This is a genomic window from Sphingobium xenophagum NBRC 107872, assembly GCF_000367345.1.
GTDB classification, from domain to species: Bacteria; Pseudomonadota; Alphaproteobacteria; order Sphingomonadales; family Sphingomonadaceae; genus Sphingobium; species Sphingobium xenophagum.
The window spans coordinates 1-23819 of sequence record NZ_BARE01000050.1 but is presented as its reverse complement, the minus strand read 5'-3'; the positions used below and the strand labels follow the sequence as shown (position 1 = coordinate 23819).

Annotated in this window: 14 protein-coding genes; 6 read left to right on the top strand and 8 right to left on the bottom strand. The window is 59.2% G+C overall.

Annotation, left to right across the window (positions count from 1 at the left end):
- Nucleotides 1-73 precede the first annotated feature (73 nt).
- Genes SX1_RS18290 through SX1_RS18270 form a run of 5 tightly spaced genes read right to left on the bottom strand, consistent with a single transcriptional unit; the run spans nt 74 to nt 15263 of the window.
- Nucleotides 74-2008 (bottom strand): hypothetical protein, encoded by a 1935-nt coding sequence (locus tag SX1_RS18290; protein WP_019054189.1) that lies wholly within the window; start codon nt 2006-2008, stop codon nt 74-76.
- Nucleotides 1986-6464, bottom strand: a complete 4479-nt coding sequence (locus tag SX1_RS18285; protein ID WP_019054188.1) for an Eco57I restriction-modification methylase domain-containing protein — start codon at nt 6462-6464, stop codon at nt 1986-1988. The genes SX1_RS18290 and SX1_RS18285 overlap by 23 nt, the downstream gene beginning before the upstream one ends.
- Nucleotides 6464-9253: a DEAD/DEAH box helicase gene (locus SX1_RS18280; RefSeq protein WP_043146014.1), complete on the bottom strand. Its 2790-nt coding sequence runs from the start codon at nt 9251-9253 to the stop codon at nt 6464-6466. The genes SX1_RS18285 and SX1_RS18280 overlap by 1 nt, the downstream gene beginning before the upstream one ends.
- On the bottom strand, nt 9250-14406 hold the full coding sequence (locus SX1_RS18275) for a DEAD/DEAH box helicase (protein WP_019054186.1): 5157 nt from the start codon (nt 14404-14406) through the stop codon (nt 9250-9252). Before SX1_RS18275 ends, SX1_RS18280 begins: the two co-directional genes overlap by 4 nt.
- Nucleotides 14403-15263 carry a BrxR family helix-turn-helix transcriptional regulator gene (locus SX1_RS18270; protein WP_019054185.1) on the bottom strand — a complete coding sequence of 287 codons (861 nt, stop codon included), beginning with the start codon at nt 15261-15263 and terminating at the stop codon, nt 14403-14405. Before SX1_RS18270 ends, SX1_RS18275 begins: the two co-directional genes overlap by 4 nt.
- Before the next feature lie 341 nt (nt 15264-15604).
- Here SX1_RS18270 and SX1_RS18265 point away from each other — a divergent pair, with 341 nt between their 5' ends.
- The 6 genes from SX1_RS18265 to SX1_RS18240 all read left to right on the top strand — a co-directional run bounded on the left by SX1_RS18265 (nt 15605) and on the right by SX1_RS18240 (nt 21234).
- The gene (locus tag SX1_RS18265) at nt 15605-16582 is read left to right on the top strand and encodes an ArdC family protein (protein WP_019054184.1); all 978 of its coding nucleotides are present in this window, start codon (nt 15605-15607) and stop codon (nt 16580-16582) included.
- A complete protein-coding gene (locus SX1_RS18260) occupies nt 16579-16977 on the top strand; it encodes a DUF2958 domain-containing protein (protein WP_019054183.1) in 399 nt (132 codons plus the stop codon). The genes SX1_RS18265 and SX1_RS18260 overlap by 4 nt, the downstream gene beginning before the upstream one ends.
- 138 nt (nt 16978-17115) lie before the next feature.
- Nucleotides 17116-19233 carry a ParB/RepB/Spo0J family partition protein gene (locus SX1_RS18255; RefSeq protein WP_019054182.1) on the top strand — a complete coding sequence of 706 codons (2118 nt, stop codon included), beginning with the start codon at nt 17116-17118 and terminating at the stop codon, nt 19231-19233.
- Nucleotides 19234-19367: 134 nt separating this feature from the next.
- Nucleotides 19368-19874, top strand: a complete 507-nt coding sequence (locus SX1_RS18250) for a hypothetical protein (protein WP_026149915.1) — start codon at nt 19368-19370, stop codon at nt 19872-19874.
- A 71-nt stretch (nt 19875-19945) separates the two neighbouring features.
- Nucleotides 19946-20422, top strand: a complete 477-nt coding sequence (locus SX1_RS18245) for a UCP036055 family protein (RefSeq protein ID WP_019054180.1) — start codon at nt 19946-19948, stop codon at nt 20420-20422.
- Entirely contained in the window at nt 20419-21234 is an 816-nt protein-coding gene (locus SX1_RS18240) for a DUF7007 domain-containing protein (protein WP_019054179.1), read from the top strand. Before SX1_RS18245 ends, SX1_RS18240 begins: the two co-directional genes overlap by 4 nt.
- 445 nt (nt 21235-21679) lie before the next feature.
- On the opposite strand, the gene SX1_RS18235 is transcribed toward SX1_RS18240, so the two are convergent.
- From SX1_RS18235 to SX1_RS18225, 3 genes are all read right to left on the bottom strand, one after another.
- Nucleotides 21680-22708 (bottom strand): serine/threonine-protein kinase, encoded by a 1029-nt coding sequence (locus SX1_RS18235; RefSeq protein WP_019054178.1) that lies wholly within the window; start codon nt 22706-22708, stop codon nt 21680-21682.
- Entirely contained in the window at nt 22701-23156 is a 456-nt protein-coding gene (locus tag SX1_RS18230; RefSeq protein WP_019054177.1) for a hypothetical protein, read from the bottom strand. The genes SX1_RS18235 and SX1_RS18230 overlap by 8 nt, the downstream gene beginning before the upstream one ends.
- Nucleotides 23157-23426: 270 nt before the next feature.
- A partial coding sequence (locus SX1_RS18225; protein WP_026149914.1) for an SAVED domain-containing protein occupies nt 23427-23819 on the bottom strand: 393 nt, incomplete at its 5' end.

The window sequence follows — 23819 nt, the reverse complement described above, 5'->3', positions numbered from 1 at the left end:
AGGGTGGGATTTGGGTGGGCACGGAAGATATTGCTGAGAGAGCGGGACAAGCGCTTTTCATCGCCGATCATTCTTAGAGATCCCGCTCAAAGAGGCGCATTTCTGCAGGAGCGCTACTCAGTTCGAGAATTTGCCAAGGACTGCCCCTTAGTCTCTCCGGCGGGGCCGTTGTCGTTGTGACAATATACTGGAATTGAGGCGTGTCCGTCCGCCCCTCTAACCAGTGCGCCAATTCGAAAAGACGGTGATAGAGGACAAGCCCCAGGTCTGCCTCTCGGGGGCTGTCGTGCAGCCAAAAGCCCGGTAGTTCCGTCTTGCCTTCCATTGTTAGCAGCAAGGTGGCGAGGTCAAATGCGACCACCTTCAGGGAATCGACCGCTGCCGTGGTCAGGTCGCCATGAAGACCGATCATCGGCTGAATGCCGCTTTCGGTCAGCAAGACCCTTCCTTCCGCTCCGTTGGGCACGAGGAACTGGATTGTCATGTGAAACAAATCGGAGAGGCGTTGGACGATCGTTTGTGCAGAGTTGCGAACTTCAGTTGCCTTGCGCCGCTCGGCGTCCTCGGCTGCCAGCTCTCGCTGCATATCTGCTTCATGTCTGCGGATCTCGGTGAGATACTCAGGGTAGCGTGAAGTCAGTGTGACATAGCCCGTTGCGGAGGCGAGTGCATCGGCCGAGGCTTTGGCATCGCGCTCAAGCGCTGCCAAGGCAGACTTGGCCCCATCAAGCTGCTGCCGCAGGAGCGCAGCGTTTGCCCTTGCAGAATTTTGCTCGGCAAGCATGCCAGTTCGGCGTTTCTCCATGTCCGTCTTGTCTTTGACGCTGGCGGCGAGCGCTGCAGTTAATTGATCGATGATTGCCTGCGCTTCTGGTGGAACTGGCCGTAGGCAAGTCGGGCAGATCGGATCGGTCGCATCCTGAGCCTTGAGCGTCTGGCGCGGGATTTGGCTTTCGAGAAGGCGAAGATTGCCCTCTACCTCTGGCAAGGCACCATCGATTTCGGACAGTCGCTTTTCGATCTTGCGAAGCTCGCCATCCTCCGTCTCGACCAGTTCGCGCGCTTCCGTCAGCTTCTTCTCAATCTGTGGGTCTGCGCGCAGCTTTTCGGCGCTCGCCGCGGCCTTGGCCTTGCTTGACCAGAATTCAGGTGCAGCATCGTCACCGCCGTCGTCGCCAAACATCTCCTTTAAATTCCTGGCTACGTCATCGCGCAGCCATTCGACACGCTGCTTGCGTTGGGTGGCTTCGTCGGCCCGTCTTTTATGCCCCTGCGCACGCTGGGTTGCATCGATTTCGTCTTGTTGCAGGGCCTTGATCAGCAACCTGACCACTTTCAGCCGATCCGGCTTCGACATATTGCGCGATGGAGAGCGCGATTGCGTTTCGGGTGCCCGCCACTCGAGGATATCGATGAGCCGGCATTCCTGATCGCGGGTCATCCATGCAAGCGCAGCTTCCCACGCCTGATCGAGGCTGCTCGTACTCGGCATATGCAAAGCGGCGGTTGGCATGATCGCATTGGCAATGGCCTGCCGTAGCGGGGTCATCGTCGGGTTAGGTATCTCGCCCTGAAGTAGCGTATCCAACGATCCGCCCTTGACCGCGCAGTGGCTACCCAGACTCGTCCCAGCTCCAATTGGGCGGATGACGTTCCAGAGTTCTCCGTCGAGCATGACTTCAGCGCCTACATGGGCATCAGGCATGGCGTTGGCGATGCGCTGCCGCTGTGCGTCAGTGCCAAAGCTCTCTTCACCCAGGCAGTAGCGGATTAGGCGGCAGAAGCTGGTCTTTCCGCCGCCATGGCCCATCGGGCTGCCCGCCGCATCACCATCGGGTGACCAGACGATATTGAGGCCGGTGCGGAGCGCAATATCGCGAAGAGGCGACTTATCGCGCTTCTCCCAAATCACCAGCCGCCGCACCCACAGGCGCGGGCCATTGCCGTTCAACGGCACAAAGCCATCAAGCGAGACGGCGAACAGGTCAGGCTGCGGCGGATTGGGCAACGAAGCTTTGCTCCCCTTGGCTGAGTGCGGTGGTCACGGCCGGCGAACTTAGATCGATCGAGCGTAACGTATGCCACACGAAGTCGGCGCGGCCCTCCGCCCATGGCGGCAGCACCATGTCGTAAATCGCAGCACCGCGATCAACCAAGTCGGCACCTGCATCATAGCGCCACGCATTGCGTGCAGCGAGCATGGCTTGTGCAGTTCCGAAATGGGCAAGTTGCCTAGCCGACAATGTCGGCACGGATTGTGAAACCGGTAGCGACGCTGCATCGCCGACGAGCCGCTGCCACTCTGCTTGTGCTGTCGTGTTCACATGCGCCATCAGCAAATGCGGCTGTGCGGCGTACAGGAAGGCCGCGCGCACTTCACGTGAAGATCGCGGCTGACGCATCCGTTTCAGGATCGCGGCGAGCAGCAAGCGGACGTCAGCTTCTTCGGATATAGTCCCACGCCATTGCCCGTCCGCAAGCGCAGCTGTTTCGGGTGCAGAAGCGGTGAGCGCGTCATAGGCGGCGAGGACGAGGCGCCTTGTTCGGTATTCGCCGTGTTTGGCGATTTCGTTCTTCTGGAGGACGCGGAAGGTTTCGCTGGGGTAGTCTGCGCCCATCACATCCTTGGGGTCGAGCACATAACGCAGCTCGTCGCGGGTCAGGCCGTATGCGAGCGCATACCAGGCATCGAGTTCGGCGCGCAGATGGGCTCGGCGGTCTTCGTCCCACGCGAAGGGCGGACCTTCATAGCCCAGATCGCGGGCGAAGGGTGCCATGGAGTGGCTGGTATAGGTCAGCTCCAGCACGCGCGGGATGATGAAGGCGAGGTCGGCTTTGGAGTAGGCGCTGGGTGGAAGGATGGGAAATTGGAACAGATATCCGAAAGTCAAATTGATCCCTGCGACTTTCAAACGTGCAACGAAATCAAGAACCAAACTGTTGAAATTCGCATAGAGCGCTGCTGGAAGTTGAGCGTCAGTGTCAGATGGTAATGCAATCGGCATGGAGTGACCAACTGCTGTGCGAGGGAAAAGCGAAAAAATAACGGTTCTGAGGTCATGGGAACGACAGACATTTCGCCACCCCATCAGCCAATTTGAAGCGGATGATTTTGCCTTAAGTCGGACTTCTAATTCACCAAGAGGGACCCAGTATCGGGGAGACAATTCAAAGGATATATCCTGTTTTTCTACGACGGTGACATCCCGACTATCTATCGTGCCATAGGTTGCCCAACGGTGATCAAACTGATGAATCAGCTTCGCCTCGTAGAGTGGAACCATGCGGGTGCTCTCTAAAACCCAGTCAATTCCATGTCGTACTCCGCCCTCTGACTCCAGTTGAGCGGCAGTTCGAAATAGATGGCTGTCGCTGGACATATGAAACATGGCAGTGAAAGACATGCCCCACTGATTGCCAGTCGCACCTGCAGACTCGTCAATCAGCACTGGTACTCGGCTATATATTTCTGCCGTTAACTCAGCGTCGCGCTGGCTGCGAAAGATAGGCGCCGTCCGTGAGTTAGGATTGATTTGAGATATCTGAGAGGGGGACAAAGTGAAGCAACGACGATCATCCTCGATTTCACTCACGTTGCGTAGGAAAAAAGCAAATTCAGCGGCCTTTGTCGATCCGCCCACTGTCAAGAGCGAAAATCTGAAGGAGTGGTGGACGCTGGGAAATATGAATTCTTCATTTTCGAAAGAAATAAGCCGCGCTAGCCTTTGATTTGAAACTAAATTTCCAAAAAACGGTGCGGTAGTAGAATCGGTTGCGATGCCGGTTGGAACGATCATGCCGGCCTTTCCAGCTTTATGGACAAGGTTCAAGAAATGCTCTGCGAACAACGCATAGGTGTTCACATCACCGCGCCCAGTCCATGGATACCGCCGTGCCATCGACACTTTAGCCAATCCAATCTTGGTAGGGTCTTCATCCTTGGGCGAAGAAAAGAAAATCGACGACGCTTCAGCAACCCGCTTGGCCATTTCAAATTCAAAATGAAGGGTTCGTGCTGGGCTACCCTCCTCGGCATTTGCCAAAGTCTTGATCAATTCATCACGATCGGCCTTGTTGGCGGCTTTGGCTATGTCTGGATCGCGACTGGCAAAAAACTCCTGTTCTTGCAGCTTGATGCGTTCCCACGGCGGATTTCCCAGCACCACATCAAACCCACCGTTGCCGATCATGACTTCCGGAAAGGCTAACGGCCAATGGAAGACACGAGCAAATCCCGCCGCATCGACAACAGCGGCCTCTAATGGTCCGTAAATTTGCCCACCGTCCAGCCGAGTGCGCAGATGCGAGGTTGTCGGCACCGTCACGCTGTTGGCATTGGCAGGAACGCCGCCCTTTTTGGGTAGCAGAAAGGCGGCGATATAAAGATCGCAGGCAACCTTGGTGGCATAACGCTTGGGGTCTGCCTCCCACGCGGCGAAGCTGCGTCGCTTTTCCGCGATTTGGGTCACGCTGTCTTCGGGCAGATGGCGCAGATCGTCCATCGTTGCGGCCAGCTTGGCCGGGGGCAGCGTGCCGCCGCCGCCAATGAAATCGAGCGTGCCCTGGCCCTTCTTCTCATCCTTGTTGCGCTTGGAGAAGTATTTCGCGGTGTCCTTGTCGTCGCCAGTCAGCGGTTTGTAGGCATCATCGGGAATGCCCTCATCCAGCGCCTTCAGATCGAACACACCCAGCAGGCTGTCCCCGCATTGGATATTGGCATCAAGGAAGCCGAGCGGCTTGCCCGGTTCCACCGATTCAATCCACAGCGCCACCTTGGCCAGCTCGATCGCCATCGGGTTGCGGTCCACCCCGTGGATGCAATTGCGCACCACATCGCGCATCGCCGCGTTGTAATCGGGCGCATCGGGATTGCGCAGCTGCGCCACCCGCGTCGCCATCCGCCGGGCCGCGCCCAGAAGGAAGTGGCCCGATCCACAGGCGGGATCGATGACGTTGAGTTCGAGGATGGCATCGGCACCGCCCTCTGCCTCGGCCCGCTCCAGCACGGGATCGAGCGCAGAGTCCAGCAGGCACTGCACCAGACTGTCCGGAGTGTAATAGCTGCCTGAAACCTTGCGCGCATTGCCGCGCGCCTCCGCGCCGCCTGCGAAGCTGAAGGTTCGCCCTTCATCCTCGCGCACCGGCACGAGTTCGAGAAGCCCTTCATAGACGCTGCCCAGTTCCTCGGTCGCCATATCGCGCCAGTTGATCCGCACGCGGCGGCCGTCCTCGATCAGCCAGCCCAGCTTAAACGCAGCCGCCAACAGCGCGCGGTTGGGGATTTGCGCGGCATCGAGATCGGGTGTGAGCGCACGGTCGAACAGGCCGCCCAGTGCCGGAAGGCCCAGCAGCTTCTCACCACGTTCCAGCGCGCGGAATGTCACCTTCACGCCCTCCCAGGCATCGTGATGATGATCATGCGCATTGCGGCGCGTTGACCTGTCCCGTGCCCAAGCGAACCCATAGTTGTTGCTGTAAAGGTCGCGCACCGCCTTGGTCGTAGCGGGTGGGTGGAGCAGATCGCGATCCTCGGCCACGCCAAGGAAGATCAGACGATAGACCACGCGCAGCATCTGTTCGAACAGGTGCGGCATGGTCAGCTGGTTGCTATCGAGCCGTTCCCGGATCGCGGGGTTGGCATCCAGGATGCCTTGACCCAGCGCCATCAGCGCTTCCTCGACATTGACGCGCAACCGCTCACGCGCGGACGTGCCCGCCCGCATGCCAGCCTCGCGCCAACGTTCCAGTGCGCAATCGCTGGCGGCGGCCCCTTCAGCACCGAAGCGGCTCGCGTGGATCAGCAGCCACAGAGCCGCAAAATCGGCGAACATCTCGTCGCGGAAGATCGCGCCAAGGTCTGCCTCGATCCATGCAGGCCGGGTCAGGCTGGCATTATCCCGCATCAGCCGCACGCGGTCGCCTGCAAAGACCAGGCCCCAATAGAAGTCCGGATTGGCATTGAGCCAGTCCTGCAACAGTACGGTGGGGGAACGGCGCGCGATACGACCGTCGGCGCCATCGCCGAACTCGGGCAAAGCGCGGGCGAACCCGTCGCCAGCCTTCCCCTTGTCTGCCGGAGCGGGAGGCGCGACCACGACGGGCACACGCCCACCCTTGGCTTCCCATGCAATGGTGAAGCGCCGGTCCTCACGCATGTGATGGTTCGGCCCCGTCAGTTCAAAGCCGAATGCCTGTTCAAACAGATTGCGGGCAAACTCTGCCGTCTGCTGCATCGTCGGCTGTTCAAGCCTTGCGTACCCTTGCCAGTGCGCCTGAGCGATGCGGAAATAGCGCGTGATCTCGTCGCGCAGACCCGTGCCCTTGGGGCAGCCATAATCCGCCGCTGTCTTTTGATCGGGCGCGGCGGAAGCGATAGCCTGAACCTGATCGGGCGCGATCAGCCCGCCTTCGATCGTGAGCGCGGCAAAGCCGGTGTCGCTTGAGCGTTTGGTGTGCCGGGACATCAGTTCACCTCCGGCAGCAGGACATAGAGACCGATGATATCCGCCGGGAGGACCGGGGTAACCTTGACGGTAGCACCGCCACCTGCCGCTTCGGTCAGACGGAGATGATCGTGAGACAGGGCTTCACCCCTTTGATGCGCGAAGGCCTCGATGGCCGGGCGATAAGCGGAGAGACGCTCATGCGCGGCCTCGATCTGCCTAATTCGGGCGCTTTCATCCATGTTGCTTGATGCCTCGGCCTCAAGCAGCGACAGCGCGCCTTCGGCATTAAGCGCGACGTCCTGACCGAGGCCAGAGAAGGCAAGCCCTGTAGCCTCTTCCGCCAGCAGCAGCCGGTTCAGACGTCCGCTCGTCACCAGCTTGTAGCGCAGCCGCAGGACGAGCAGCGACGTCATCTGGGTGACCGCCCGGGTCCGCCAGACGCCGGCGCGGCCAAGGGCCTTGCCGTCTGCGCCCGCAGGATCGAGTGCGCCTTCGGCCAGTGTTTCGGCCAGCACCGCGACGATGGGATGCACCCGCCCGACATAAGTGACGCCGGGAAGGGGATCATCCTCAAAGCTGATCCGCCTTGTCCCTTTAAGCCCGCGCTGCTGAAGCCGTTCGCGCATCATGTCAGGCAGGAAATCGGTGTGTAGAAGGGAGTGGCCTTTTGAAGCCTCAAGCGGGGCCTGCAAGCGCTTCAGAGCGCGCTCTGTGAAACGGGAGACTTCTTGCGGGCCTCCGTTGAGCGCCCGCATCTTGCGCCATTCGGGCAGCACTTCATCTGGCTTCAGCGCGCCTTGTGCATAGCGTGCGCGGCTGGCTTTGGCACCTTCCGCCGTATCACGCCACTGGCGTTCGAACAGCTCGGCACCCGGGCCGAAATCAAAAGCCATCTGGCTGCGCGCGCTACCGCCGCGATGAAGCAGAACCGCCTGCATCAGCGCGGAAGTCACACTTTCCTGATCCTCCGGCATCGGAACGCTGACGCCGGTAGCCTTTTCGATGGCTTCAGCTTTGCGCAGGATCACGTTGAGAACGGCACCGTCGATGGGGCTGTTGTCGCCATACATCATGATCGAGCGCACGACCTTTGCCCGCTGGCCGAACCGGTCGACGCGGCCTTCGCGCTGTTGGTGCCGGGTCGGGTTCCAGCTGAGATCATAATGGACCACCGCATCGAACAGGCTCTGGAGGTTGATCCCTTCCGACAGGCAGTCCGTCGCCACCAGGATACGGTTCTCATGCGGCTCCAGCGCATCCACCCGAACCCGGCGTTCGTCGGGTGCTAGCGTGCCGGTAACCACCGCGATCTGATGTTTTGGAAAGATTGTGCGCAACGTTTCCCCCAGCGCTTCAGCCGTTGCAATGAAGCGGCAGAAAATGACCGGTTTCACGCCGTCCTTCAGCAGGGGGCGAAGTTCGGCAACAAGCTGCCTCACCTTCGGATCGTCATCACGCCTGCTGCACAGGGTTTGTGCAAGGTCGATCAGACCGCGCAGCGCAGCCCCCTCTTCGCCATGCTCACTTGCGGTCGCGGGTTCTACATCGCTGTCATTGAGCACACCGTCCTCAGCATCGAAGACCACCGGCTCGATTGCTTCCTCCTCGGCCATCCCGCCCAGCCGATTGCGAAGGGCACTCAAGGCAGCAGCAGGCGATGAGCCAACGCAGCGCATCAGGGCCAACGTTCCCCAGAAGGCAAGGCGACGATGGCGCTGATCGGACCCGGCGCGCTCGGTCACCGACAGGCAATAGTCCAGCACAGCATCCTGAAATGCCGCGAAATCTCCTGTCAGCGTGAACGGCGCTTCCTTGGCCTCGTGTTTCGCAAAGGCGCGCTGTTCGTCCCAGCCGTCCTGAATGTCTGGGCGGCGACGCTGTACAAAATGCTGCGCCAGACGTCGGGCGTAGCGCTCTCGCGCATTGCTGTCGCCCACATCGGGGCCGCCCTGCAGATCCTTGTGCACAAGGCCAAGCAAACGATCGTAGGCCACAGTGTCGCCGCTATGTGGCGTGGCTGTGAGCAGGAGCATGTGCCGCTCGCCTTCTGCGGCAAGTCGCTCAAGCAAATCGTAGCGTTGATGCTTGCCACGTTCGTTGCCGACGCAGGCATGCGCCTCATCGACAATCACAAAGGGGGGGCACGCCCGAGCAAAATCGTCCCGGCGACTGTCGGCCTTGATGTAGTCGAGACTGACGACCGTAAAGGGATAGGCCTCGAAAAGGCTTTGTGAGGTGGGCAGCCCGCGCTCAAGACCGCGCGCCCTGGCAGCAGTTACAGCAACCGCGTCGATATCGAACTTTTCGCCAAGTTCGCTAACCCATTGGTCGACGAGATGCGGCGGGCAGAGCACGGCAAAGCGATCAACGATCCCGCGATCCAGCCATTCGCGCAGGATCATGCCCGCCTCGATGGTTTTGCCTATGCCGACATCGTCTGCGATCAGCAGCCGAGCAACCGATTGCTTGAGCGCCATCATGAGCGGAACAAGCTGATATGCGCGAGGCTCTACCCCGAGATGGGCCGCGCTTCGAAATGGCCCAGCTCCGCGGCGAAGTGACAGCCGCAAAGCATCCGCCAGCAATCTGGCACCGTCCTGCGTGTCCAAGCGATCAGAGGTCGGTGCGGCAAAGCTTGCGGCCGAAACTGGAGATGTTTCCAGCGCGGGCGCTATCAGCTGAGCGTCATCATCCGTGCCCGACAATGGCCGCACATTGAGCAACTCTTCCGACGGGGAAGGCAGAACAATCCATTCGCGGCCACGCGCGCGCACCATGTCTCCGGGAGAAAAAACAATCGCGTTCATGCGCTAATTCCCAAAGCTGCAAGGAGTTCGTGCCGAGCCTGCTCATCAGGCGTCAGGGGCAAGGATATGATGTCGAGAATTCCAAGCGCAGAACCTTCAGCCACCAGACCGGGTGTCGGGCCGCCAGGCACTGCGAGGACGCCTCGCGCGGGCCAGAACAATTCCTGCACCGATCCGTCGATGGTGATCGCGGAAGGTGTTGGAACACCCCATTGCTCAACTGCGGCCAGCCATGGATGCTCCGTTCCAGTGTTTTCCAGCCCAACTTCAGTCGCATGTGCGAGCTTGCAAAGGACTTCGATCACCTGTTCGTGACGGCGATCAATCAGCTCGTGATCGGGCTGATTGAAATAGGACAGGATGCAGCGATAACATCCTGCAACGCAGGCATCATCGGTCTCCAGCATATCGGCGGGCTCGAACGGCTCGCGATAATGCATGAGTGTGAGCGCAACCTGTGCGACTTCGGCAACCTTTTTGGGGTCAGCCACCAGCCGGTTCAGCACGCCAGCGCCGCCCTCGGTCGCCTCATAAAGAAGAATGGCATTGCGAATGTCGCGGCTCGGCAAAGATTCGCCGAGAATTTCACCCTCTTCCAGCTCGAAAACCAGCTGTGTGCCGCGAATAAACGCGTGCTGGAATGTTGCCATTTCCTCGGTGCTGAAGGAGACCTGTGGTTGCAACAACAGTGCGTTCTTGTGATCCTCGACCATCGGGACGATCCGCTGCGGTTTGGCCTGGGTCGGATCGCCCATGCCATCATCATCGTCACCATTGGCAGGATCTTTCAGCCATCGTCCCGAATTGGGGTCAATGAAGAATCCGCAGATCGATTTCGATTTTCGCCGCCGCAGCCCCTTGTTGATGCGCGAGAGCTTTGTTGAAGCGCCATAGTCCAGTCTCAGTAAGTCCTCTCCAGCGTGACCAAGCACTGTGGATCGGATGTCTGGCGCACCATTATGGACTGGCCACTGAAAGACCGTCTGGATCTCGAAACCGCGGCGTTGACGATCCTCGTCATTGGCCGTGATCCGCTCAGCGGGCGCGGTCTCGACATTGTCGATGCGGAAAACGGTATCGAGCCGCTCCGCACCACCCAGCGAAGTGTGGCACGCGTGGCAACGTTCCTGAAGCTCATCGGTATGCGCAGCTCCGCACTCAGGGCACAGGATCAGTGTCGACGTCGCCAGCTGTCCGTTGTCCATTCGGCCCTCGGCGGGGAGTTTTGCTTTGGTTACGCGGTAGGCCCGGCCTTCATGATAGATCATGCTGTTCGGACCGAATTCGGCGATCGCGAGGAAGCGCGGACGTTGCAAAACCGCGCTTTTGGCAGCCGGGATAAAGGCGTAAAGTGGTAGGCGGGGGAAGTTGTAGCCCGGCAGAAAACCCTCGGTGGCGAGGTAGCGATAGGTGTAGAAATCCGAACTGTTGGATGCCTTCCCGCACTCAAGGATCTCAAGCTCCCTGGATGCATTGCGATACCGACCTGCTGCTGCAGTTCTCTCCCCAGCCTTCAGCCCCACCTTATTCTGGATGGCGTGCGCCAGTTCCTGTTCGCGGCGCGCACTGCTGTGCAAATTGCGCCAGCGATCGAAGGCCTCACTCAACGAGGCCAAGGCCTCCTTATCGGTCCGCTCGACAAAGGCATCGACGTCCGCAAGCCAGGGTGCATCACGAAGATTGACTGCAGGTAGCATGGAATCGATGAGGCGGCGCAGGATTGGCTTCGCTGCCCCACTTGCTGCAAGCACCTGTAAGCCGTCGTTGATTTCTACCGTCAACGGCTTCCCATCTCCGCCCATGTCCAGGTTTTCCGGAATGGAGGATTTCAGCGGCACATTGGCTGCAGCCAGCCATTCGGCGTGGAGGTGGCTGCGGAGCAGATCCTGATTGGCGAGATCAAGCGCTGGCGGTCGCACGGCACCTGCAACTACGGCCTGCTGATCCGCAAAATAATATTGATCGTGAGGCGATTGGGCAGCGCAATAGACAACAATCAACGCCGCTTGCCCGCTGCGCCCTGCTCGGCCTGAGCGTTGGGCATAGTTGGCGGGAGTCGGAGGCACGTTACGCAGGTAAACAGCATTCAATGCGCTGATATCGACGCCAAGCTCCATTGTCGGTGAGCAGAACAGTGCAGGAAGGAAGCTATTCGGCTCACCTTGCTCTCGCATCTGCTCAAGATTGGTTTTCAACCTTTCACGATCCGGCTGCTCAAAGCGGAAGCGATCTTCCCGCCACGCCCGGACTTCCTGATCGACCTGTGCCGTGTGTTCCCTGGCCTCGAAACTGTAGGGAAGATCGCCGGGATGGCTGAGCATGTCTGCGACCTGCTCGTACAAATCCCGGAAGAAAAGGTTCTGCCGCTTGCCATCACGACGTGCGTCAGCAGGGATCAGGCGGATTGCTGTCGGCGCCATGCGCCATGCCGGCGCCTCATAACCGACATTGACCCGTCGAACGAACTGATGGGCCTCGGCAGCCTTCAGCAAGGTCTCGATCAGTTCGTCATACTCTTTCGCTGGAACCTGTTCGTTGTTCCAAAGCTTAGGATGGCGCAGGGCTTTGCCGAGCTTGCTCTGGCGGCCAGCCCGCAGAATCAAGGCTGCTTCAGAAGCTCGTATGGTGCCGCTTCGAGGAGGCGAAATCATCAGGAAACCACACTCCCGCAGCGTGTTTTCCTCCTCCCTGTCGATAGCCCACGGAAGCCGCAGGCGGTTGCGTGATACTTCTGCCGATTGCTTCACCTTGCCCCGGTCAAGCGCGTCCGTTGCAACCGCGAGACCCTGCCGCATCTGATCGAACAGGATTTCAAACAAATGACGTCTCTGGTCTGGCGTTGCCGACGCCAGGCGCGGATTGCCGGCAAACTCTTCGTCGTCGCCAATCAGATCATCCAGCCCAGGGAAGTGCGCCGTGATCAGACCGACTTCTTCCAGATTGGGATTTGTGTAACGCCACCCTCTGCGCAAATCTGCCCAAAGCCGGTGAGCCAAAACTTCGGACAGGGCCTCTTGGGCCTCCTGCCGGTTTTGGTAGCCCTTGGCGTTCGGATCGAGCATCCATTCGCCAAGGCGTTCCTTATCGTCGAGGTCGAAGCCCAAAGCCAACCGCACGGCCTCACCAAACTTGTCTGCCTTTAGCCCCTGAGGACCGGCATTCCTGACCGCCCGCAGGATCGCTGCTCGCAGAAGGGTGACAAAGATAAAATCATTGAAGTGACCTGCCTGAAGCGCTGCGTCTTGCCGGTTGTCAGTGAAGCCGAGCAACTTGCGGGTATGTGGGTCGAGCGACCCGTCCCGCTCCATCCATGCCAGAATTGTAGCAACGATCAGGGTGGTAGCCGAACTTCGTCCTTCAGCGGACAGACCGGCCAGCTTGTTGATTTCACGCGCTTGTGATGCTGGCTGATGACCGCATTCCGGGCAGAAGCGGTACTTTCCTGAAAAGAACCACGCCGGGACGCCCTCGTCGCCAAAGCTGCCGTCCGGGCGCACCATGACAAGCCGCCCTTCATGCTTTCCGCGATGCGCGGACTTCAGACGAATCTCACCGCTTGCCGTAGGCTCCAGCCATTCGTCAGGATAGTCATCCGGACTGCCTGCAAACCGGAAACCTGCGTTGACCGCAGGCACCAGATAGCCCGTTTCCGTGCCATCAGGCTCTGCCTCGTCGCGGGCAGCCTCATCAATAGAGCGAGCAATGACGCGATTCGCGCCATCAGCATTCGTGATGGACACACTATGATGTTCCTGACCGCATTCGCGGCAGAAGAACAATGGGTAAAGGCGTGCCTCAGGGTCATCGGGATGGAACTTCTGTCCCTCGAGACTGACCCGACGCTGTTCGGATGGTTCTAATGTCGAATAAGCTTGACCGGCGCCAGAAATGAAACGGTGAAGTTTGAACGCAAGAAAGGCCCTTGAAGAAGTCCCTCCGCGCTCACTCTCTGGCTTGCCCATCATGGCAAGCATATCCGCTATCGCGCGACTGCAATCCTCTTCGGATGCGCCCGTCTGAAGGCTCAATGCTTGCGCTGCAGTGGTAAGGGTCATCGGCTTTCGGCGCCGCAGCTTCTCGGCGTCGTCGAGACCAACCTGAGTCTCGATCCAGCACGCCAGCGGATGAAGCGTGAGATCAGCATCCGTGAGACTGCCGGCAAGCGGCTGCAGCACAGCCTGGCGAAGTTGTTCGCCCAGCGTTTCGGCCTTGATTGCGGGAGACGTGGCGCGGGCGAGACTTTCATCGATGATGCTACCAACACCGATAGACTGCCCAAACAGCTTGGTCGCAACTTCGGCAACTGCTGCCGCTCTCTCGGCTTCGTCGGGCGAGCTCGACATGGTGGCTGACGTGCCGATGCAGATCAGATCTTTCGATGGCGTGAGGCGCTGTTTTACGCGCCGAACCAGCATGGCGACATCGGCGCCTTGCCGACCACGATAGGTGTGAAGTTCATCGAGAACGACGAAATCAAGGTTCTGGGCGTTGTCTATGACGGCCCGATCAAGGCGCTCCTGCCGAGTCATCAGCAGTTCGAGCATCATGAAGTTTGTTAGCAGGATATCGGGCTTGTCCCGCGATATCTGTTGACGCTCTTCATCCGTTTCCTGACCGGTATAACGCGCAACGGTAGGACGCAGATGCGCGGGCAAACCAGCATCATCGACAAACTTCCGGATCTCTCCCAGCTGCGAATTTGCCAACGCATTCATCGGATAAATGATGATAGCCTTGGTACGCGGGGCTTCCCCGGCCTTCTTTGCCCGGACGATGGCATCCACGATCGGCACGAAAAAGCACAGTGATTTACCCGAACCTGTTCCGGTCGTGACAACGAAGCTCTCACGGTTCCGGGCTTTCGCAACGGCCCGCTCCTGATGCCGATGCAGGCGGATCGGTGTTCGATCCGGTCCAGCGGCGAAGATCGACGCCAGTTCTGGCGCAACGTCACCCGATACGACCAGCTCTTCGATCGATTTTCCGGCTTCAAAGCGTGGATTGATCGTGATCAGGGGGTCGGGCCAGAAACGGCCCTGCTCATAGATGGACCGAACCTGCTGATCGATTTCCGACGCACGTATGGCCGAGAAAGAACGAGCGAAGGATGCGTATCGGTCAACGAGCGCTTTATCGAGTTCGAAGATGTTCACGCACCCAACTCCCTGACGGATTCGCCATTCAGTAAAACAATCTGCTGGTCCTGCGGAGCGCGGGCCGCAGGGTCCGTATCAAGGCCCAGCCGCCGCAATGCGTAATAAAGGAGCGCACGCCGAACGGTGATGGTGACCCGACCTTCGTGCATGCCGTAATCTAGCTCAATCACGCGCTTCTGGTTCGGACTGAGGTCGGGGTGAGGGCCGATCTCCAGCGCCACCATCTCATGCCAGGCTGCATCGGATAAAGGCGATGAAGATGACGGCCTTGTATGGCGTGCCTCGATCACTCTGGAGACAACAAAATCCCGGAACTCGCCACTCTTCTCGCAGAAGGATCTGGCGTGCCATCTGAACCCATCAAAAGCGAGGGCATGAGGGGCTACCCACCGCCACTGCGGCTCCGGCGACGCCATCGACTGATACAGTATTTCGACTGCTTCTTTTCGCCGGGCAGCAATCACAATCGTGCGCAGTATCTTCGGGTCTACCCCGCGTGCTGGCGCAGGCGGAGCGTCGAATGCAGGCAGACTGCCGATCCAGGAATCATGGCTCGCGACAATCCCTTCCGCCACAGAACGCACCTGGGACAGATAGCTTGTGGCGTCTGGCTTGAGAAACAGCGGAATGAAACCGGATGAGCGGACATAGGTTTTGCCGCTCTTGTCGTAGACCATATTGTCCGGTGCCAGTGCGATGTAGCGGTTCAGGTCACCGGATGCCTGATTGGGCGAGACGCCAAACTGCTCGATCAGATCACTTCGATTGACATGACCTTCCCAGAACAACCGGAACTCGATGAACTGGAGCTTTTGCTCCACGCCCCATCGCAGATTTGGCTTGTCTCCGGCCATGGCGCCCCCGAATCATTTTCCGGAACCTTCCAGAAACTTGATGTATCGATATCTAGGTCAGCCCGGTCCATACGTGCAAGTAAAAGTTTGTCGTTTCTCGAAATTTTGGATGATTTTGATATCCCAATACTGTTCGCATTCTGTTCAAAATTGCCCTGAGCAAAATTGCCGCATTCTAGGGGAAAGCATTCCCCTGCTGCCGAGCCCACCGGTCTCATCAGACCCCTTCGTGCGGGACTGCCGCCCCGCAACGCCCCGCGAGAGGAAGAGAGCGGGATTGTCCCGTGACGGGCTGAGAGCGGCGAGAGAGGCTCGCTGCGGGTCCGTCGCGGAGACCTGCCATGGCGCAACGACATGTTGCCCGCTCAAACCCTGAGCGAACCAATCTTTACCAGCAAATCACCGACCGGATCATCGCTGATCTCGAGGCTGGGCGCGTCCCATGGGTTCAGCCCTGGGGAACGGCCAGTGCCGGCATCGGCATGCCGCACAATGCTGTCAGTTCCCGTCGATACAGTGGCATCAATGTGCTTACCCTCTGGCATGCCGTCGTCTCCCGAGGGTTTTCGAGCCATGCGTTCCTGACGTTCCGGCAAGCTGCGGCCTTGGGGGGCTCGGTGCGTCGCGGCGAACGCGGTGTCGGTATCATCTACACCCGCCGCTTTGTGCCCAGCAGCGAACGTCGCCGAGCGGATACCGAAGGCACCACAACCAGCGGCGGGATTCCTTTCCTCAAGCATTTCACGGTGTTCTCGGTCGACCAGTGTGACGACCTGCCCGAACATATCTGTCTCCCACCGCCGCCCATCCCAGATGGCCTGATCCTGCCGCACGCCGAGGAACTGATTGCGGCTACGGGCGCCGATTTTCGCATCGGTGGCCCGTCCGCTTATTACAGCCCGGGGCATGACTATGTCGCCGTGCCGCGGCCCGACGATTTCCATGAGCCGATCAACTGGCATCGCACAGCTTTTCACGAACTGGGCCATTGGACTGGCCATGCCACCCGACTTGGCCGCGATCAGACCGGCAGCTTCGGCTCCAAAGACTATGGCCGCGAAGAATTAATCGCCGAAATGGCGGGTGCCTTCGTCTGCGCCGCACTTGGGATTGTGCCAAGCGTTCGCCACGCTGATTACATCGGCTCGTGGCTCCAGATTATCCGGGAAGACAATCGCGCCATCCTGCGCGCCGCCAGCGCTGCTTCCAAGGCGGCAGATTATATCCTTGCCTGCCGTGACACCGCATCGACTGGCCTTGATGTCGCTGGTGAGGACGAAGCCGACGGTTTCGAGCTCGAGGGGAGGTTGGCGGCATGAACCTGCTCACCCCCGAAATCCGCGCGGCCTTGCTCGCGAACATGCACGCGCGCCGCAATGCGCAGGCACAGGGCAAACGGGAGCCTGATCCCGTTCCCGTTGCGCGGTTCTTCAATCCGCTTGGCGCTGCCACTTGGCTTGCCACCGAACTCGACGAGGACGGCATCCTGTTCGGCCTTGCCGATCTCGGCCTTGGCTGCCCTGAACTCGGCAGCTTTTCGTTGCGGGAATTGCAGTCGCTGCGCCTCCCGTTCGGCCTTGGTATCGAGCGGGATATCCTCTTCGAAACCGCGTTGCCCATATCGGCCTACGTCGCGGCGGCCCGTCAGGCCGGTTCGATCCTGGGCGCTGAAAAACTGCTGAGGGAACGCTCCATGCCAGAAGGAGATGGCTGAAATCTGGAAGACTGGCGGCCTGCCAGATCGCGGGTTGGTCCACCTGCGGCGGCCCTAGAGGAAGAGGAAGGCAGGGCCTTCGTGACGGGCTTGGAAGCCGAGAGAGTGTCTCGCGGCGGCCCGTCATGGAGACCTACAATGGCCAAACACCCTGCAAAAATCACCCTCAGCCCGTCGCGTGACATTCCCTTCGACCATCTGATCCTTTCACAATCCAATGTCCGCCGCGTGAAGGCCGGCGTGTCGATCCCCGAACTTGCCGAGGATATCGCGCGCCGGACTTTGCTTCAGAGCCTCAACGTGCGCCCGGTACTTGATGCCGAAGGTCAGGAAACCGGCATCTTCGAAGTTCCGGCCGGTGGTCGCCGCTATCGCGCCCTTGAACATCTGGTGAAACAGAAGCGCCTGGCACGCACTGCTCCCATTCCCTGCATCGTCAAAGCGGCGGACAATGACGTCTCGGCGGAAGAAGACAGCTATGCCGAAAACGCGCACCGGGAGCAGTTGCATCCGCTCGACCAGTTCCGGGCAATGCAGGCCATGGTCGACAAGGGTAGCGCCGCCGAAGACATCGCCGCGCATTTCATGACCACGCCCGCTGTCGTCCGCCAGCGTCTCAAACTGGCGTCGGTCTCGCCCAAACTCCACGAAATCTATGCCGAAGACGGCATGTCGCTGGACCAGTTGATGGCGTTCACCGTGTCCGAAGACCATGAGCGCCAGGAGCAAGTATGGGAAATGCTCACCCACAGCTTCAACAAGTCGGCCGCCTACATCCGCCAGCGCCTGACGGAAAACAGCGTCCGGGTTGCCGACAAGCGGGTGCGGTTCGTGACCGTCGATGCCTATGTCGCAGCAGGCGGCGGCGTGATGCGCGACCTGTTCGAGGACGATGACGGAGGCTGGCTCACCGATCCCGCACTGCTCGACCGCTTGGTCGACGCGAAACTTGCAGCCGAGGGCAACCGCATTGGCAATGAAGGCTGGAAATGGGTGGTCACTGCCGTCGATCTGCCATGGAATGCGACCAACGGACACCGTGAGATCGTTGGTGCAGAATTGCCCATGACTGAGGCTGAGCAGGCAAGACTCACGGCGCTTCAGGCTGAAATCGAGCAGATCGAGACCGAATGGGCCGACGACCCCAACGTGCCGCAGGACGTCTATGCGCGGATCGAAGGGCTTGAAACAGAAATCGGCCAGCTGGTCGACCGGCCCATGATTTTCGATCCTGTCGAAATGGCAATCGCCGGTGCCTTTGTCACGATCGAGGCGGATGGTTCGCTTTGCATTGAGCGTGGCTATGTCCGAGCCGATGACGAACCGGTGGTGGAAGTGGGCGGCGAAGACGATGGCTCCGGGGTCGATCCTGTTTCGGGCGAGCCAATACCTGGCGCAAATCACAGCGGGACCGCACCAAACGCCAGCGGTTCGGCACCTATCGCAATGGATGAAGAAGATGCCGACGATGGCATCCTCAAGCCGTTGCCCGACCGGCTGGTTGCCGACCTGACCGCCTGGCGCACACTCGCGTTGCAGGATGCCTTTGCGCAAAGCCCCGCCACAGCCTTCGCGACGGTGCTGCACGCGCTCGTGCTCGACACCTTCTACAGCTACAGCCGCGAGAGCTGCCTGCAATTGTCGCTCAACCGGGTGTCCTTTGCCAATCCGCCTGCAGGTCTGCGCGACAGTGCGCCCGCGCGGGCCATCGCCGAGCGCATGAAGCGCTGGGAGGATCGACTGCCGGAGTCCGACAAGGAACTTTGGGACGCGCTTCTGGCCTTCGACGCCGATGAACAGGCCAGTCTGTTTGCCCATTGCACATCGCTGGCGGTGAATGCTCAGGCCGAGATCGTCCCCAAATACGACAATGGCCGGGTGTCGACGCATAGCGTTGCACGCCGCATCGCTCACAGCCACGTGCTGGCGCATGCCGTTGGTCTTGATGTCGTCGCGGCAGGCTGGAAGCCCACTGTCGATGGCTATTTCCGCAGCGTGACCAAACCGCGCATCCTTGCCGATGTGACCGAAGCGCGCGGGGAGCAGTTCGCTGGCATGATTGATCACCTGAAAAAGGGCGACATGGCCCGCGAAGCGGAACGGCTGTTGGAAGATGCCCACTGGCTTCCCGAGCCGCTGCGCACGCCCGACGCCGACGGTGGTCATGGCGCTACGCCTGACGTTGATCGTGAAGGGCTCGAGCTACCCGCGTTCCTTGATGATGACGAGGCGGCTTACGCGATCGCCGCCGAATGATCCGAACCGCGCGGGTCCAACATCCCGACTGATTTTCCGTCACTCAGGCCCGGCCACCACGCCGGGCCGCCTCTTTTTGAGGAGACCTCACATGCCGAAAACCAGTGCTCCCGTGCCCTGCTGGGGAGGACGCCATGGCTGACTACCATTCACCAACGGTCGTGCAACCGGACATACCAGTCGCGGCGATGACTCCGCTCGAACGCCGTTTGCTGTGCGAACTGTTCGAGCATGAAGGCAATGACCAAGCAGTCTACTTTTTCGCTAGCGATAATGTCGCCGATACGGCTTGGATCGCGACCGCTGAGCTGGTCGAATTGCTCGACCAGGACACCGGCATGGTCAGTCGCATCGCTGACGTGGTGCGCGCGGAAATTGCCAAGGGTGATCTTGGCGAAGACGAGTTTGAGCTCGATTTCTCGATGATCGGCTACGATCTGATCTTCCAGGACATTGTCCGGCGATCGCCTGACCTTGATCATGTGCAGATCATCGCGGCGTGGACCTGCACGAAGATGCGGCCCGACGGCTTCGGCGGGATGGCGACCGTCATAACGGCTGACAATGTCCATTCGATGTCCACCGCGTCCTACGTCGAGGAGGTGCTCGGGCGTTTGGGCGAGCCACCACCCTCCACCTGAAATTTCCCGTCCAATCATCCCACGAAGCCCGGCCGTTGAGCCGGGCTTTCGCGTTTTAAGGAGACCTGAAAATGTCAGCGCAATACATCTACGACACCGCCCCATTGGGCAGCCTCATCCGCTATTCGAACGGCGAGCCGCGCCCGCCCGAGCGTTTTCGCCGCAAACTTGCCGCTTGGAACAACGACAACGGCACCGGCCGGCTCGTTGAACGCTACCCCGGCCAGGTTACCGACAACTACCGTTCGCCGGCGCATTTCATGCTCCATCTGGCAACCTACGGCAGTCAGGGCGTCATCGTCATGACCGTGCGCCGCGCCTACAGCGTCGAAAGCCCGCTCAATTTCGAGATCGTCGACACGCCGAAATCTGGGCAAGTGCGCGTCCTGACTTCGTTTCAGGGCAAGGACGAATTGCGCCACCTCGCAGCCGACATGACATCGGCAGAAGCATGGATGCGCGACAATCCCTATTCCGGGATGCGCGCCGAGATTGTGACCGATGCTGATCTGGCAGTTTTGCCTTCTGAACTCAGGAGGGCGGCATGAGCGACATCATCGTCGAACATGGCACGACCAGCGACGGCCTTATGGCTGCACGGGTCGATGGGCTCGCCTATATCGCCATTCCGCTCAAGGAAGGCTTCTCGATCGTGTCCGGCTGGAAGCTCAACCGGCCGATTTGCGAATGGTCCCGGTCAGATGTCTATTGCGCCGAAGGCGCCGTGGCTGACGAAGTCTCCTTCCGCGCCTATATTGCCGACATCGCGCTGCATGTCCGCCAGCGCAACGCGCTCGGCCGCGTCGATACAATTCTGCGCGTTTCCACGCCTTGGGGCATGTCTCAATCGGCGACCATCTACGCTGAGGGGATCGTCTTTCATTCCACTGCCGGTCATGGCGGCTTCAAGCTCGACCGGGCGCGCAATGCGGGGATGGATCCCGCGTTGCGACTATCTGGCGGGTGGTATGAAGAAGACGCCGAATGGGCGCTCGTCGCCGCAGGTTACCCGGACCTGTTCACCTACCGCGAACAGGCAATGGCAGACAGGTCGTTGCGGGATTGGTATCCCGATGCTTGGGAGGCCCTCCATGGCCGCGAGTTGTCAGCGGCAGAATCTTTCACCCGCGACCGCCAGCAGTTTGCACGCCGCCACGAAAAGGACTGGGTGGTGATTTCCGCTGTTCGATCATCCGATCATCCTGGCATGGTTGAGGCGCTAGCTACCGTCGGAGGGGATCGGAATAGTCGCGAAACGCGGCGATTTCTGGTGCGGGTCGGAGAATATGCAGCCGGACGCCATGGCTTTGTTATTGTTCCTGCGCTCCACCAAGACATGGCACGCGTGGGCAGCTTCTAACGGCGAGATGTCGGACGAACCTAAAAGGCGACTTACAGCCACCAAAGCCTGATAGCTGACATTCAAATGCGTCAGTGTCGGCTTCCGGACCCGACCCTTGTTTGCCGTTCAGCCCTGTGTTTCGGCTTCTTGGGTCGGACATAGTCTAGCAACCCAGTCAGTGACTAGAATGGCCGTGAGCAGCCTATCTGCTAAAGGCGATGGCTTGACGAAACTAGACTTCCGCTCGTATCGACTCGACGCGGGTGCAACGCCATCAATGGATGCGCAGGCGACGCGAATCAAAAACTCACAAAGCCCCGCTTGAGCGAAACGAGCCTAGAAGCGATCTCTTTGGCGCGCTCAGTATCCGGCGTCCGGTGGCGGTCCGAAGGATTAACCAAAGAACCTTCTACAAGGTCCGATCGGCGAGTGTACAGACTACGGTCATTCTTGATTTTGACCATCACGTTTCACCCAAAAACGTGCGAATATCACCGTCAGTCACCGGACGGCACATTGCCTTGACACGTCGTTCATTGCCCGAAGCGGACTTTTTTGAACACCTCGCGTTACCCGTCGCATCAACCTCAAGCCTGATGCTTGTTCCGTTTTCGTTCTTTTCCCAGATGCGCGCACCCTCGTGTTCTGTCAACTGCCAATCCAGCTCCACGCCATCGATCAAGGCCAGCGCGTTCGCGGCCTCGACGGCGCTCCGATATCGCTCCGTCGTGTTAACCTTGAGGCACTTCTTGATCACTGAACGGAGTCGCGACGGCACATGCGGCGGGAAAGACTTCCGGTCGGGAAATTTGCCGCCCGTCACATCCGCGATAAATGTATCCTTATCGGTATAGCGTCGAAACTGTCGGTTAAACTCCTCATTGCCAACACACATACGATAAAGCGTCAGTCCCATCTGGTAGATGTCATATGTGAGATCGAATGCGGAATGGCCGGCCAGTACCTCGGGCGGGACCATGGGGGTATAAAACTTTCCAGGATGGGCGACACCTCCCGTCATCTGCTTTGCCAAGCCAAAGTCTGAAAGCATCGCGTCGCCTCGGTCGGACAGTAGGATATTGTCCGGCTTCACGTCGAAGTGAATAAGCCCCTTCGAATGAATGTTGTGCAGACCACTCAAGGTTTGACAGGCCAGCGCAACGATCCGGCGCACAGTTAGATGCGCTTTCTCCGATATTAGAGGTTTGATGGAACCCCTCGAGTAAAAGGGCATTGCGATGAATACGCTCGATTCGTCTTGGCATGCATAGTGGAGCTGAACAACATTTGGATGATTGCTTGCGTACAGCGCCCGTGACTCGTTGAAAAATTCCTCCGCAGAGGAAAGGCTCACTTTTGCAATTTGTTTAATAACAATGTTGGCATTCAACTGAAGATCGTGTGCAGTGAACGTCTTTGAGTTCTTCCCATCCTGACCGATTTCAGCGATCTTCTTGAAGGAAACTTGGCCAACATCATACGGATTAAGCATTGACCGCCCCCATGGCACAAAGGATCGCTTCCCGCTCAATGCTAGAATGCTGCGACCAGTTTTCTATCCCGGGATCCTTTACCCCTGCCGTCAACGGCTTAAACTCGGCACGCTCAATACCAAGCCGAGCGCTAATCGAAGAAATCTGCCCAACGTAGTAGGCGTAGACCGTGCTGCTCGCGAAGGCCTCTTGTATTACGCCTTCGATCTGGACCCGCTCGATGCTCATGCCCTGCGCATTGGGCTCGGTTACCCGGACGCCGGCCCGCGCCACTGAATACTCGCGTAGCACGTCCAAGAGGTTGCTGCGGAGATATTTCAGTCCCTCCGGGACCGTAAAGGCCGCTGGGATTTTTATATCCTCAACGTTGAGGACTTTATTCGCATCCTTGTCGAATATCGCGAAGGTGAGCCCCTTCGGCTGCGCGCGAATGCCGATTGTAATCATTGCGCACTGTCTCCCAGGCCTGCAAGCCGATCTCAGCCTTACAGCTAATCTTCTGCATATGACGTTATAATTTCGCTATCGAAAGAGCTTAGTCGAGGCAGACTATCTCGCGATACGCTCGAGCGCACGAATTTCTAAACATTGCGGACTGGCTGATTTCCGGCGAATGAAGTGACAGCCTGACCCTAGCCCGCCTCGTCCACCGCCAGATCGGGAATCGGATGCACTGCGCCTTTTTGGGCCGCAACCGAGCGCACGCGACGCGTGAGATCATTGTTCTCCGATCGTAAAAGCCTGGACGAAACCGCGACCCCTCACTTGGTCAAAGAGTTTTAGTCCCAGATCTGCTTTCGGCATCCACACCCGTCCAGTCTCAACTGCCAGCGAAACAGGAAGCACCGGGAATACATTGATCATCTTACCGTCGCCGTGACGATCTTTGATGTTTCTATATATATTGCGCATAGCCTTCCGAAATGCAGCTATGTCTTCAGTCCGCCTTACGACATCATTTCCCGGTGCGGGAATTGAGAGCGACCAAATCTCCGCGTCCGTACCGAGGACGTCACGGATGCGCACATCGTCCACGGGCGCGCTAACCGCGAGCTTCAACGCGATGGGGCCATTCGTAGCGACCTGCGGCTCATGTATGATAAACTGGCT